The following is a 15,015-nucleotide window of genomic DNA, read 5'->3' as shown; positions in this document are numbered from 1 at the left end:
ATTTTTAAGAACGTTTGCAATTCCTTGATTGCGGATGCAAATATAACACATTTATGGCAACGTCAAAGTTTTTTGCATCAAAAAAATCACATTTTTTTATAACCCCTTAAAAATCAATTCATCATTTTGTTTTCTTTACCAACATTCGCTTAATTTCATTCAACTTCATAAGCGCTTCTACTGGGGTTAGCGTATCTATATCGGTATGTAATATCTCTTCTTTAATCTCCATTAACAACGGATCGTCTAAATTAAAAATGCTCAATTGCATTTCATCATCTAGCTCTGCCATGGTTTCTTTGGTGTGTTCCCCAGCATGCGATTTCTCTAACTGCTTTAATATTTTATTAGCACGTTTAATTACCTGTTGTGGCATACCTGCCATTTTAGCTACATGAATACCAAAGCTATGCTCGCTACCACCTTCTACCAGCTTACGTAAAAACAACACATTGTCTTTGGTTTCCTTTACCGCTACATTAAAATTACGAATACGGTTAAAGGTATTGGTCATTTCATTAAGCTCATGGTAATGGGTTGCAAACAAAGTTTTAGCTTTTGCAGGGTGCTCGTGTAAATACTCAGAAATAGCCCAGGCAATAGATATACCATCATAGGTACTGGTACCTCTACCTATTTCATCTAACAACACCAAACTGCGGTCTGATATGTTATTAAGAATAGAAGCCGTCTCATTCATTTCTACCATAAAGGTAGACTCCCCCATAGAAATGTTATCGCTAGCCCCTACACGGGTAAATATTTTATCTACCAAGCCCATGTTTACCGCATCGGCTGGTACAAACGAACCTATTTGCGCTAACAACACAATTAAAGCAGTTTGTCGTAAGATAGCCGACTTACCACTCATGTTAGGTCCGGTAATCATAATAATTTGTTGCTGTTCTCTATCTAAAACCACATCATTGGCAATGTAAGGCTCTCCAATAGGCAATTGTTTTTCAATTACCGGGTGGCGACCGTTTTTAATATCCAACACAAACGTATCATCTAACTGCGGTTGTACGTAGTTATGTTCTTTTGCCAGTTGTGCAAATCCGCATAAACAGTCCAATTGCGCAATAAGTACCGCATTTGATTGTACTTGTGTAATATACCCTTGTAACCATTGTACCAATTTTTGAAACAACTCTTGCTCAAGCACCGTTATTTTTTCTTCCGCTCCTAAAATCTTTGCTTCATACTCCTTTAACTCTTCTGTAATATAACGCTCGGCATTTACTAGGGTTTGTTTACGTGTCCATTCCTCTGGCACTTTATCTCTATGCGTATTACGTACTTCAATATAATACCCAAACACATTGTTACTCGCTATTTTTAAAGAAGGGATGCCAGTACGTTCAGTTTCACGCTCCAGCATTTTATCTAAATAATCTTTACCAGAATAGGCTAAACCTCTATACTCATCCAATTCTTCAGAAAATCCTTCCGCAATGGTTTGTCCTTTTAAAATATTCACAGGAGCCTCTTCATTAATCATCTCCTTAATTTTAGTGCGCAGCAATTCACAATCGTGAAGCTTATCTCCTACTACAGTCAACGCCTCATCTCCCGATTGTAATGCCAAACTTTTTATGGGCACTACTGCTTCTAAAGAGTTTTTTAACTGCACTACCTCCCTCGGACAAATTCTTCCGGTAGCTACTTTAGAAATCAATCGTTCTAAATCGGCTATCTGCTTAATTTGCGATTGCATTTTTTGCAATAGCGGTGGGTTATCTAATAAAAACTTCACCACTTTGTGGCGCTCTAGTATACGGTCTTTGTTTTTAAGAGGTAATGCCAACCAACGTTTGAGCATACGCCCTCCCATAGCCGATATAGTTTTATCTATCACATCTAACAAGGTAACAGCATTAGCTGCAGTAGCATTGTACAATTCAAGATTTCTAATGGTGAACCTATCCATCCACACATATTCATCTTCAGCAATTCTGGCTAAGGTGGTAATGTGTTGTAGCTGCTTATGCTGGGTTTCCCCTAAATAATGCAGCACTGCCCCCGAGGCTAAAATACCATCGGTTAAATGTGCTACCCCAAACCCTTTTAAAGAGTTGGTTTTAAAATGCCCCGTAAGGGTTTCATTAGCATAATCTTCCTGAAAAATCCAATCTTCTAAAAAGAAAGTATGAAAATCACTCCCAAAGGTTTCTTGAAACTGCTTTTTACATTTTTTAGAAATCAATAACTCACTAGGGGCAAAGTTTTGCAATAGTTTATCTATATACTCCGCAGAGCCCTGAGCCGTTAAAAACTCCCCTGTAGAAACATCTAAAAAAGAAATTCCTATAAAGGTTTTACCAAAAGAAATAGCACTTAAAAAGTTATTGCTTTTAGCGTGTAGAATATCGTCATTTAAGGCAACTCCTGGAGTTACCAACTCGGTAACACCACGCTTTACAATGGTTTTGGTTTGTTTAGGGTCTTCTAACTGATCGCAAATAGCCACCCTTTGCCCTGCTTTGACCAATTTAGGCAAATAGGTATTTAACGAGTGGTGCGGAAACCCGGCAAGCTCTGAACGTTCACTACCATTATTTCTATTGGTTAAAACAATACCTAATATTTGCGATGCTTTTACCGCATCTTCGCCAAACGTTTCATAAAAATCTCCTACTCTAAATAGCAACATCGCATCAGGATATTTTGCTTTTATCTGATTGTATTGCTTCATTAAAGGAGTTTCCTTTTTTGCAGTGGATTTTGCCGACAAACCTTATGATTTTATAATTTCTACTAAAAATGCGAAGTTAAGGAATTATAGCAGCTCCTAAAACTGTTAAAAAAAATAAAATATTCGCAACAAAATTGATTGTTTGGCATGGTATTTTATATATTTGACCAACAAACTCAATACTATAGATATGAAAAATTTAATATTAGCATGTGGTTTAGCTTTATTTAGCTTAACTGCAACATTTGCGCAAACAACTACAACTACTACAACTGCAAAAGAAGTTCCTGCTGATGGACCAAAAATTTCTTTTGATACTGAAATCTTAGATTACGGTACAGTTGAGTTTAAAGGTGATGGTGTTAGAGAGTTTAAATTTACAAACACAGGAAATGCTCCTTTAGTGTTAACTAGCGTAAAAGGTTCTTGCGGATGTACAGTTCCTACTGCTCCGTTAAACAAGCCTTTTGCTCCAGGAGAATCAGGTGTTATTAAAGTAAAATATGCTACTAGCAGAGTAGGTCATTTTACTAAAATGGTAACTGTAAACTCAAATGCAGTAGATGCACCAGTGAAAAAAGTTAGAATTACCGGTACGGTTGAACCAGATCCTAACGCTCCTGTAGCTACTGACAAAAAGTAATTTGTAATTACATACAAATACAAGCTTCCTCTTAACCAGAGGAAGTTTTTTTTTTACCACAAAACAAAGAGAAGGAACCATGAGAAAATTAAAAAACAGCGAATTAAACCGTATAGATGTTGATGCTTTTAAAGAAAGTCAAAAAACACCCTTAATTGTGGTGCTAGACAATATTAGAAGTTTGAACAATATTGGCTCTGTTTTTAGAACCTCTGATGCCTTTTTAATAGAAAAAATTTACCTGTGTGGCATTACGGCTACTCCACCACATAAAGACATCCACAAAACCGCTTTAGGTGCTACTGACAGTGTTGACTGGGAATATAAAGAAGATACCCTAGCATTGGTAGAAGACTTAAAAAAAGAAAACATACAAACCTTAGCTATAGAGCAAGCTGAAAACGCTACCATGCTAAATGAATTTACACCTGACACCTCTAAAAAGTATGCTGTTATTTTTGGTAACGAAGTAAAAGGAGTTGCTCAAAAAGTTGTTTCGGCTTGTGATGGTGTTATTGAAATACCGCAATACGGTACCAAGCACTCTTTAAATATTTCGGTAAGTACAGGGGTAGTACTATGGGATTTATTTACAAAACTACAATAACCTAGAAGTTAGCAATCTGATCTAAAATAGCCTCATAATCTTCAGGATTGGCTACAAAATCTTTATCAGAAACATCTATTACCAATACATTGTGCTCATTTTTAGAGCGCATAAACTCAGTATACCCTTCGTTTATTTTTTCAAGATAACTAGCTGGTATTTTTTGTTCGTACATTCTACCGCGTTTCTTTATATTAGCCAATAATCTTTCCGTGTTTTGGTGCAAGTAAATGTACAAATCGGGTTTTATCATTTCCTTGTGCATAATGGTAAAGAGTTTTCGGTACAAGCTAAACTCTTCCTGTTGCAAGGTTACCTTTGCAAATATTAACGATTTAAACACATCATAGTCTGACACCACAAAATCTTTAAACAAATCAAACTGCGCTAAATCATCAGATATCTGTTGGTATCTGTCTGCTAAAAAAGACATCTCTAACGGGAATGCATATCTGGCATTATCTTCATAAAACTTGGGCAAAAACGGATTATCTGCAAAACGTTCTAAAATCAGTTTAGCATTAAAATCTTCCGATATTTTAGTTGCTAAGGTAGTTTTACCAGCGCCAATATTACCCTCTATAGCTATGTAATTGTAGTTAGCAAACAACTGCTTTCTTTTAGGGTCTTCCAGCAAATACCCCACATTTTTACAAACACCCGCATCAGGTGATTGCTCTAACAATTCTAATACTGATTTTTTAAATATAGGATGTACTTTACCAGGCGCTATGGCTGCTAGGGGTGCCAAAACAAAATTACGCAAGTGTAATTGTGGGTGCGGTAATTGCAAATCGGTTGTATCAATTACTTCATCATCGTAAAACAGAATATCTAAATCAATGGTTCTAGACTGGTACCCATCTCCTCCAGCACGTGTCCTACCCAACTCCGTTTCAATGTGCAATAATTTTTGCAGTACTACTTGAGCAGGTTCAAAAGTTTGCACAGCAATACATGCATTGTAAAAGTCGGCACCTTCAAAACCCCAAGCAGGAGTTTCAAAAATAGGCGATATCTTCACAATGGTTCCAATCTCATTGGTGATGTACACTAATGATTTTTGTAAATACTGTAACTTATTTCCCAAATTGCTACCAATAGCAATGTAAACTTTTGAACGCTTTTTCATAATCAAGGGCAAAATAAATAAAAACAATGCACAATAAGTTATCTTTGCCCGTATTTTAATGAACAGATTTATATGGCTTTTTTAAGAAATTTGCTTGCCGCTATATTAGGCTTCTTTATTGCAACAGGACTTATCTTTTTATTTTTTCTGCTAATTGCAACAGCAGCAGCCTCTACCGATGAAAACATTGTACTAGTAAAACACAATAGTATTCTGGAAATTGACCTTGATTTACCTTTAAGTGATTATGGTGGCGAATACAGCTATGTAGATTTAGAATTTTTAAACTACGAAAATTATACAGGCTTATACCACATACTAGATGCTATTGAGTATGCTAAAACAGATGATGACATCACAGGTATTAGCATTAAAAACTCAACCTTTATACAAGGTGGGTTTGCAAATATAAAAGCTATTAGAGACGCTATTGAAGATTTTAAAGCTTCAGGAAAATTTGTATACAGCTATTCTGATGGTTATTCTCAAAAAGACTATTATTTAGCTTCTGTAGCCGATTCTGTTTTTTTAACTCCCGTTGGTGATTTAGAGCTCAAAGGACTTTCTTCTGAAATTTTATTTTACAAAGACCTACAAGATAAAACAGGCATAAAATTAGAAGTAATTAGACACGGAGAATATAAAAGTGCTGTAGAGCCTTTTTTACAAAATGAAATGAGCCCTGCTAATAGAGAGCAAATTACAGAATTATTAAGCTCAATTTGGAAAACCATTGCCACAGACATGGCAAACTCAAGAGGTATAGACTTTGCTCAATTTAACACCATAACCGATGAACTTGGCGCAAGAACTGCCGAACTAGCCGTAGCTAACCATATTATAGACAAGGCATTTTACTTAGACCAATACGAAGAGCTTTTAAAAGATGCTTCTGGCTTACCGGCTTTTGAAGAACTTAGAACAGTTAATATATACGAGTACGCCGAGCATATTTCTAAAAAATTGTTTATAGGCCAAAAGCCAAATAAAATAGCCGTTATTTTTGCTCAAGGAGAAATACAATATGCAGAAGGTTCTAACCAAATTATTGGTCAGGATGTAATGATAAAAGCTTTAAGAGAAGCCAGAGAAAATGACGACGTACAAGGTATTGTTCTACGTGTAAACTCTCCAGGCGGTAGCGCTTTAGCTTCAGATATTATTTGGAGAGAAGTGCAAGTTACACAAAGTGTAAAACCTGTTTATGTATCTATGGGTAATTATGCAGCCTCTGGAGGATATTACATTTCTTGTGGTGCTGAAAAAATATTTGCAGAACCAAATACCATTACTGGGTCTATAGGTGTATTTGGACTTTTACCAAATATTAAAGAACTTGCTAACAATTGGGGAATTAACTCACAACAAGTTGGCACCAACAAATCCTCTAACGGCTATAGCATTTTTCAAGGGTTAACAGAGGAAAAAAGAACCGAAATACAAGAAAGTATTGAAAACTTCTATAAAACCTTTGTAAACAAAGTTGCTAAAGGTAGAAACATGACTTTTGAAGAAGTAGATGCCGTTGCAAGAGGTAGAGTATGGAGTGGTACAGATGCCTTAGACAAAGGACTAGTAGATGAACTAGGCGGACTAAATGCTACCATAGAAGCATTAGCTAACGATAAAGATATTACAGAGTATAGCATAGAAACCTACCCTAAGTACGAGAATATAACCTCGTTAGAAACCTTATTAGGCCGTTTTGCCTCTAGTAGTACTTTGGCAGAAGAACAGTTAGAAAAGGAATTAGGAACTGAAACCTATACTATTTTAAAGAAATTAAACGAATTAAACCAACTAAAAGGAATACAAGCCAGACTACCTTATGAGCTTGATATAAAGTAGCCTATGACAGAAAAAGATAAGAAGTTAGCATTTCAAATTTACCTTTACTTAGGAGCAATATTCATTACCTCTTTGGTAGTTTCGAATCTTATTTTTCAAAAGTTCTTTTTTTGGTATCCGTTTGGAGAGGTTGAAATTTACGGTGCAAAGCTTTTTGAAATTTCTGTAGGACTGTTACCCTACCCGGTTACATTTTTAATCACCGATTTAATTTCTGAAATCTACGGCAAAGAAAAAGCTAATCAGGTTGTAAAAGTAGGCATCGTAGCCTCGTTATTTTCAATGCTCATTATTGTTATTGCTAACCACACAGAAGCCACCTCCTATTCTGGTATTAACAACGAGGTATTTTCTAAAGTTTTTGGGTTATCCCCTGTAGCAGTTTTAGCATCAATGATGGCATACCTATTTGCTCAATTTGTAGATATAAGAATTTACCATTTCTGGAAAAAATTCACGAATGGAAAACACCTCTGGTTACGAAACAACTTCTCTACTATTTCTTCACAATTTATAGACACCCTTACGGTTATCTTATTATTATGCTTGTTTGAAGTATTACCTTGGAGCATGTTTACCGGTCTAGTAATAAGTGGTTTTATCTTTAAACTTATAGTAGCACTATTAGACACCCCATTGCTGTATTTATTCACTTACCTGTTCAATAAACGCTTTAAATTAAAGCAAGGAGAAGAAATTAACATAGATTAAACACTCTTTAAATTACAAATGCAGTAATTTCATCTTTCTAATTTAACATATCCAAAATGCTGAAGAAAATCCTTAAGATTACAGGAATTGTTATTCTTGTGATTTTTGTATTATTAGTTACTATACCATTTGTTTTTAAAGGCAAGATAGAACAGCTTATTAAAGACAGTGTAAACGAAAACTTAAATGCAAAATTAGAATTTGCAGAAACAGACATTAGTCTAATTAGAAATTTCCCCAATGCATCGGTTCGCGTATCTGATGTTAGTTTAGTAAATTACGCTCCGTTTTTAGGTGACACCTTGGTTGCCGTAAAACAGGTAGACCTTAAAATGTCGTTAGCGCAACTTTTTGCTAGTGGAGATGAACCACTAACCTTAGACTATTTTGCCATTGATGGTGCCAAAGTAAAAGTATTGGTAAACGAAAACGGCGAAGCTAATTACGACATTTCAAAAGAAACAACCACTACAAAAGAAGAAACCACTACTACAGAAAGTACTTCAGGATTTGAGCTATCTGTTTCAGGATACGAAATTACCAACTCTCAAGTAGATTATATTGATGCAAGTACGGGAATGGAATTTCTAGTAACCGATTTAAACCACTCTGGAAGTGGTGATTTATCGTTAGATAATTCTAAGCTTACTACTAAAACTACTGCTAATGTTAGTTTTATAATGGATAGCACCGCATATTTAAACAACAATGCGCTAACCTTAGATGCTGTATTTGGAATTGATTTACCAAACAACAAATATTCGTTTTTAGATAACAAATTACTTATCAATAAATTACCATTGGTATTTGATGGATACGTTCAATTACTAGACGAAGGCCAAATGGTAGACATTAGTTTTAAAACCCCTACTACCGACTTTAAAAACTTATTAGCTTTAATACCTGAAACTTATTCTAAAGATATTGAAGGTGTAGAAACTAAAGGCGCTTTTAGTATTACAGGGGAAGCCAAAGGTGTGATTGATGAAACGCACGATATGCCAACACTTACGGTTGACATTAGTTCTGATAATGCAAGTTTTAAATATCCAGACCTACCTAAAACTGTAGAAAACATTAGCATTAAAACTAATATTTCTAACAGCACAGGAATGATGGATGATATGGTAGTAAACGTAGAAAACTTCTCATTTAAAATAGACCAAGATACCTTTGCTGCAAAGGCATTAATGACCAACTTAATGGAAAACTTTACAGCCAAAGCTAATTTTAAAGGAACTGTAAACTTAGCTAACCTAAGCAAAGCCTACCCTGTAGAGTTAGACATTCCATTATCTGGTATTTTAAAAGCAGATATTTCTACAGCTTTTGATATGGCTACTATAGAAAGTGAACAATACCAAAACACTACCAACAGTGGTAGTATGCAACTGAGCGGTTTTACTTACAATTCAGATGCTATGGCAAATCCGTTAACTATTAATAAAACGGCTTTAACTTTTAATAATACCAAAGTAAGTCTGAATGAATTTGATGCTAAATCGGGCTCTACAGACATTAAAGCTACCGGTTCCATTAGTAATTTCTTAGGTTATATGTTTAATGATGAATTACTAAAAGGAAACTTTGATATTACTTCTAACAATTTTGCTTTAAGTGATTTTATGGTGGAAGAAACTGAACCAGAAACTACCACTACAGAAACCACTACTACCCCTACCACTACCGAAGACGCGCAAATAAAAATACCTGACTTTTTAGATGCTACGGTTACTGTGAATGCGAAACAAGTAAAATATGACAACTTAAACCTTACTAACGCCAAGGGTACTTTACTTATTAAAGACGAAACAGCTACGCTAAAAGATGTTTCTTCCAACCTTTTAGGAGGTACCGTAACTTTAAATGGTAGCGCTTCTACCAAAGGTGACATTCCTAATTTTAATATGGATCTAGGTATTAAATCTTTTACCATATCTGAGGCATTTAAAGAATTAGAATTATTGAAAGCTTTAGCTCCTATTGCAGACGCTATTGAAGGTACTTTAAATTCTTCATTAAGCTTATCTGGTAATTTAGACGATTCTTTGGCTCCTGATTTAACCACATTATCAGGTAATGCCTTAGCAGAACTTATAGGTAATAGTATTAATACTGCCGACTCTAAAGTATTGAGTAGTTTAGACAGCAACCTTAGTTTTATTAATTTATCTGATTTAAACCTTAAAGATTTAAAAGCGTTATTAGAATTTGAAAACGGAAAAGTAACCGTTTCTCCATTCCAAATTAAATATAAAGATATCGCTATAGATATATCGGGTACACACGGTTTTGACCAAACCATGAGTTACAATGCTACATTTAACATCCCTGCTAAGTATTTAGGAAGTGATGTAACCAAGTTGTTAAGTCAGCTAAACGACTCTAGTATGGAGAACACCATAGTACCTGTAACCGCAAATATCACAGGAACTTTTACGAGTCCTAAAATTAAAACAGACGCTAGCAAAGCAGTAACCGATTTAACCAATCAGATTATAGAAAAACAAAAAGATAAACTTGTAAAAGAAGGTACTGATAAAGTAAAAGAAACCCTATCAGGTTTTCTTAATGGCGGCAATAACGAAACCACCACAGATACTACAGACACGAAAGAGTCTGATACAAAAACCGATGTAAAAAACGCTGTAAAAAACACATTAAACGGTTTGTTTAACAAGAAAAAGAAAAGTGACGAAGAAGAAAAGGAATAAAGAAATCACTTATTAGTACATAATAAAAAAGGCAGCTAAAAGCTGCCTTTTTTATTTTCGTTCTATGGGATAATCTTCATAAAAATTATCAAAAGTTTTGGTAGTAGCATATTCATCTTTTAATACCCTATAAACCATGTAAACTAAAAGAGCCTGCCCAAATATGGTTGTAATAAAAATCCATTTAAAAGGCACCTCTATCCCCACCATTATTACAACCGCCACTAACAGCAAACTGGTTGTAAGTACATACAAAGAGATTGGTAACTTCATAAGTTTTTCTTTTTAAGATACTTAAAACCAACCTCAAACACATTCTATTTAACTAACAATTAACGCACTACAGAAATATTAACAACCTGACCCTCGTTACCTCTTACATTAAAAACCGTATTATCTTCAAAAATTAAATACTGCCCTTTAATACCTTTCAGCACCCCTTCATACTCGGGTGTCTTCTCTAAATTCAAACTTTTTAATTTCGTAGGATATTCCAATACGGGAAAATTCAAATTAAGCTCTGTGCTATTAGGCAAATAATATTCCTGAACTTCTTCTGGTAAAAACTCCTTTAATTTATGTTTCCATTCCTGAAGATCTTCATCCTTAATCTCATTTTTCAACATGGTTCTCCAGTTGGTTTTATCACCCACATGATCTTTCAACGCCACCTCTGTTATACCAGCTAAATATCTATTAGGTACTTCTACCACCTCAATAGCTTCATGAGCCCCTTGGTCTATCCATCTAGTAGGCACTTGATTTTTTCTAGTAACTCCCACTTTCACATTACTACTATTAGCTAAGTAAACAATATGAGGCTGTAGCTGCACCTTCTTCTCATATTCCAAATCTCTATCCTCCTCATTCAAATGCGCCTTACTAAGCTCAGGGCGCATAATCCAATCGGCTGCCTGAGGTATCTCAAAAAAACAAGACTTACAAAACCCTTGACGGTAAATAGGCTTATTCAAATGACAATTTAAACACTCATACTTCACAAATTTTATAGCTATCTTTTTGTCTAGTAATTGGTTCATATTTATATAATCATTCGCAAACTTCAAGTAATATTGTATTGGGTCTGCCAATTCTGTTATCATTTTTATAAGAACACCTTCAAACATGTTAAATCTTTTATATTTTATTAATCTATCTATTTTAGCTAACTATTTTATAGTTATTTTAGAGAATCGATTTCTATTTTAAGGATACTTAAAATAGATTAAATTCACAATTGTAAAAGTAGCCAAAAAAATGCCGATTCCTATATTCAATTCAGTTGCTTCCTGGTTTTTAAAAAAAAGAATTCATCAGATAGAACTATTTTTAAAGTACCCACATGAAGTACAAAATGAATTATTACACCAGCTATTAGATATAGCAGGTGAAACTATGTACGGTAAACAATATGATTTTGAAAGTTTAAAAAACTACGAAGCCTTTAAAAACAACGTACCACTTACAACGTATGAAGATTTTGAGCCCTACATAGAAAGATGTAGAAAAAGAGAGCATAATATTTTTTGGCCTACGGAAATTAAGTGGTTTGCAAAATCTAGTGGAACCACAAACGCTAAAAGTAAATTTATTCCGGTAAGTGAAGAATCTTTACAAGATTGCCATTTTAAATCTAGCAAAGACCTGCTGTGTATTTACTTAAATAACAATGAAGACTCTGAATTATTTTTAGGTAAAAGTTTACGCCTTGGTGGTAGTAAAAAAATCTATGAAGACAATGGCACTTATTTTGGAGATCTTTCAGCCATTTTAATAGACAATATGCCCCTGTGGGCCGAATTTAGCAGCACCCCTTCTAACAAGGTTTCTTTAATGAGCGAATGGGAACATAAAATGGAAGCCATTATAGAAGAAAGCCTGCAAGAAAACGTAACCAGTTTAGCTGGTGTTCCTTCATGGATGCTAGTATTATTAAACAAACTGATAGAAAAAACGGGCAAACAACATATTTTAGAAATATGGGAAAATTTGGAAGTATACTTTCATGGAGGTGTAAGCTTTACCCCTTACGCAGACCAATACCAAAAACTCATTCCTAATGGAAACTTTAGATATTATGAAACCTACAATGCTTCTGAAGGCTTTTTTGCTATACAAGACACCAACGATAGCAAGGAACTTTTGCTGATGCTAGATTACGGTATTTTTTATGAGTTTATACCTATGGATACCTACGGTACCCCTAACCAACAAACCCTACCTCTAGAGCAAGTACAATTAAACACCAACTATGCTGTAGTAATTACTACTAATGCAGGTTTGTGGAGATATATAATTGGAGACACTGTTAGATTCACCTCACTAAGTCCGTACCGCATTAAAATTACCGGACGTACCAAGCATTACATAAATACTTTTGGTGAAGAGCTAATTATTGAAAACGCAGAAGAAGCTTTAAAACATGCTTGCTTACAATTAGATTGTGAAATAATAGATTATACTGCTGCACCTATTTTTATGGAAGGTACTGAAAAAGGTGCACATGAATGGATGATAGAATTTAAAAAATGTCCGAATAACCTAACAGAGTTTACCATTATTCTCGACAAGAAACTAATGGAACTTAACTCAGATTATGAAGCCAAACGTTATTTAAACATAACGCTAAACTTACCTAAAGTTCACATTGCTAGAGAAAAATTATTCTACAATTGGCTTAAAAAACATAATAAACTCGGGGGACAACATAAAATACCAAGACTGTCTAACCACAGGAGTTACATCGAGGAATTACTTAAAATGAATCAAACTATAATGCTATAAATCACCACTTTACATATTTTTATACGCTTAACACAAACTTAAAAGTAACAAATTATGCAGTTAATCGAGGATAACTAACAACTTAACAAATAAGGTTTTACATTTTTGTATTCCGGAGGGTTCTAGTAGTACTTTTGAAGTGTCGCTAAAAAATACTTAAACCGAAATCGAAATGAAAACTTTAAATTTAATCGCATTATTATTTTTTGCATCTTTAACAGGAATCAATGCTCAGGAAGATGTTGCAATCGCAGAAGGGAATAATTCAGTTGAACGTTTTCCGATTAGAGAAAGAAGAATCAACAAATTAGATCCAAGCGGATTTAACTACGAAGTTAAAAACCTTGAAGTAAATAGTGAGTTCTCAGATCTTACAAATCACGTATACAAGAATAAGTTAATTTATTCTTCAGCTAAAAAAATTGGTCTTTTCAAATCTGAGATCGATCCTAACACTAATGAGGCTTACAAAGAGTTATTTTGTGGAGACATCGCTAAAGATAGAGAGATTGTTCACTCAACTTTTTTCTCTAGTGTTTTAAATCAACAAAAGACAAACCAAACTCACGTTAGTTTTACAGGTGATGAGAAAACTGTATACTTTACTAGAAATGTACAAGAAGGAGATAAAGAGCCTTTAAAAATATTTAGAGCTGTTTTAGATAAAAAAGAAAGACAATGGGTAAATCTTGAAATGTTAGATTTTAACATGGAAGGTTTCGACTATGATACACCATACATATCCAAAGACGGTAGTCAACTTTTCTTTGCATCTAACATGCCAGGAACTTTAGGAGGATACGATATTTTTGTGGTGAATATTGCAGAAGATGGTTCTTGTGGAACACCAAGAAACTTAGGAAACCAAATAAACACTTCTAAAGACGAAAATTATCCTTACTACCTAAACAACGCTTTATATTTCTCATCTGAAGGACATTACGGTTTAGGAGGTTTTGACATCTTTGAAAGTAAGTTTATCAACAATAAATTCCACTTCCCAGTAAACATGGGATCATCTATAAACAGTATCTCTGATGACTTTGGTTTTATGATTGACGCTCAAGACGAAGGTTTCTTTACTTCTAACAGAGAAGGTGGTAAAGGTGGTTACGATATGTATGCTTTTAGTAGAGACAAAATCAAACAATTCTTAGATATTATAATTCTTGATGATAACAACAGTCCATTAGCAAATGCAAATGTTATTATTAAAGACGAGTACAACAGAGTGTACGCTACTACAACTACCGATGAAAACGGACAAATTCACTTAAATGTTTTACCATACGCTTCTTACGCTATTTACACAGAGAAAGAAGGATTTAAGCAAAACATTAAAGGATTTGAAGCATTAGACGGTGATAAAGCTGACTTTGTTTACAATGAGATTATTCCTCTTGAAAAAGTTGAGCCATTATATGCTGAAGAATTCATTTTAGATAAAGTTGTTTTATTTGACACTAACAAAGCAACTGTAAGTGCTGACGAGTTAAACGACTTAATTCAAGAATTAGGAACTACTGATGCTTATGAAATTACAATTGAAGCTTTTGCTGACTCAAGAAGTTCTGATGATTACAACCAGAAATTATCTGAAAGAAGAGGTGAAGCAGTTAAAGATTTCATCATAGCAAACACAAACGTTGATGCTTCAATTATTAATGTAAATGCTTACGGTGAACACCACCCAACATTAAGTTGTGACGAATGTGACGAGTCTCAACTTTCTCAAAACAGAAGAGTACAAATTAGAGTTAAAGCAAAAACAAACACTACTGTAGCGCTTAACTAATAAAAATATAGCATATTAAAAAAGCCTGTCAATTGACAGGCTTTTTTATTTCTGGTATTTTATAAGCTATTCTCTAAAAGAAAACT

At 34.3% G+C, this 15,015-nt stretch carries 11 protein-coding genes; 7 read left to right on the top strand and 4 right to left on the bottom strand.

Translation table 11 applies throughout. From position 1 onward, the window contains the following. Positions 1 to 121 precede the first annotated feature (121 nt). A complete protein-coding gene (mutS, locus tag Y10_RS06805) occupies positions 122 to 2,695 on the bottom strand; it encodes a DNA mismatch repair protein MutS (RefSeq protein WP_281764773.1) in 2,574 nt (857 codons plus the stop codon). A gap of 190 nt (positions 2,696 to 2,885) precedes the next feature. Between mutS and Y10_RS06800 the strand changes: the two genes are divergently transcribed. Together Y10_RS06800 and Y10_RS06795 are read left to right on the top strand one after the other, a co-directional pair. Beyond that, positions 2,886 to 3,338: a DUF1573 domain-containing protein gene (locus Y10_RS06800; protein ID WP_281764609.1), complete on the top strand. Its 453-nt coding sequence runs from the start codon at positions 2,886 to 2,888 to the stop codon at positions 3,336 to 3,338. A 79-nt stretch (positions 3,339 to 3,417) separates the two neighbouring features. Then, positions 3,418 to 3,945, top strand: a complete 528-nt coding sequence (locus tag Y10_RS06795) for an RNA methyltransferase (protein WP_281764608.1) — start codon at positions 3,418 to 3,420, stop codon at positions 3,943 to 3,945. A 1-nt stretch (position 3,946) separates the two neighbouring features. On the opposite strand, the gene folK is transcribed toward Y10_RS06795, so the two are convergent. After that, positions 3,947 to 5,077, bottom strand: a complete 1,131-nt coding sequence (gene folK, locus Y10_RS06790) for a 2-amino-4-hydroxy-6-hydroxymethyldihydropteridine diphosphokinase (protein WP_281764607.1) — start codon at positions 5,075 to 5,077, stop codon at positions 3,947 to 3,949. A 72-nt stretch (positions 5,078 to 5,149) separates the two neighbouring features. Between folK and sppA the strand changes: the two genes are divergently transcribed. The 3 genes from sppA to Y10_RS06775 are packed head-to-tail and all read left to right on the top strand — an operon-like array spanning position 5,150 to position 10,350. Further along, complete coding sequence (sppA, locus tag Y10_RS06785) at positions 5,150 to 6,925, top strand: signal peptide peptidase SppA (protein ID WP_281764606.1); 1,776 nt, start codon at positions 5,150 to 5,152, stop codon at positions 6,923 to 6,925. 3 nt (positions 6,926 to 6,928) lie between these two features. Next, a complete protein-coding gene (locus tag Y10_RS06780) occupies positions 6,929 to 7,636 on the top strand; it encodes a queuosine precursor transporter (RefSeq protein ID WP_281764605.1) in 708 nt (235 codons plus the stop codon). 56 nt (positions 7,637 to 7,692) lie between these two features. Continuing rightward, positions 7,693 to 10,350, top strand: coding sequence for an AsmA-like C-terminal region-containing protein (locus tag Y10_RS06775; protein ID WP_281764604.1), 2,658 nt, complete (start codon positions 7,693 to 7,695; stop codon positions 10,348 to 10,350). A 51-nt stretch (positions 10,351 to 10,401) separates the two neighbouring features. Here Y10_RS06775 and Y10_RS06770 read toward each other — a convergent pair whose 3' ends face one another. Then, a complete protein-coding gene (locus Y10_RS06770; RefSeq protein WP_281764603.1) occupies positions 10,402 to 10,623 on the bottom strand; it encodes a hypothetical protein in 222 nt (73 codons plus the stop codon). A 59-nt stretch (positions 10,624 to 10,682) separates the two neighbouring features. Beyond that, positions 10,683 to 11,477 carry a DUF2797 domain-containing protein gene (locus Y10_RS06765; RefSeq protein WP_281764602.1) on the bottom strand — a complete coding sequence of 265 codons (795 nt, stop codon included), beginning with the start codon at positions 11,475 to 11,477 and terminating at the stop codon, positions 10,683 to 10,685. A 130-nt stretch (positions 11,478 to 11,607) separates the two neighbouring features. Here Y10_RS06765 and Y10_RS06760 point away from each other — a divergent pair, with 130 nt between their 5' ends. Together Y10_RS06760 and Y10_RS06755 are read left to right on the top strand one after the other, a co-directional pair. Beyond that, positions 11,608 to 13,134, top strand: coding sequence for a GH3 auxin-responsive promoter family protein (locus Y10_RS06760; RefSeq protein ID WP_281764601.1), 1,527 nt, complete (start codon positions 11,608 to 11,610; stop codon positions 13,132 to 13,134). 172 nt (positions 13,135 to 13,306) lie between these two features. Next, entirely contained in the window at positions 13,307 to 14,929 is a 1,623-nt protein-coding gene (locus Y10_RS06755; RefSeq protein WP_281764600.1) for an OmpA family protein, read from the top strand. Positions 14,930 to 15,015 lie beyond the last annotated feature (86 nt).

It is taken from the genome of Neptunitalea lumnitzerae (assembly GCF_027924185.1).
Lineage (GTDB): Bacteria > Bacteroidota > Bacteroidia > Flavobacteriales > Flavobacteriaceae > Neptunitalea > Neptunitalea lumnitzerae.
The sequence above is the reverse complement of the archived record's forward strand: the minus strand, read 5'-3'. Positions and strand labels throughout refer to the sequence as shown.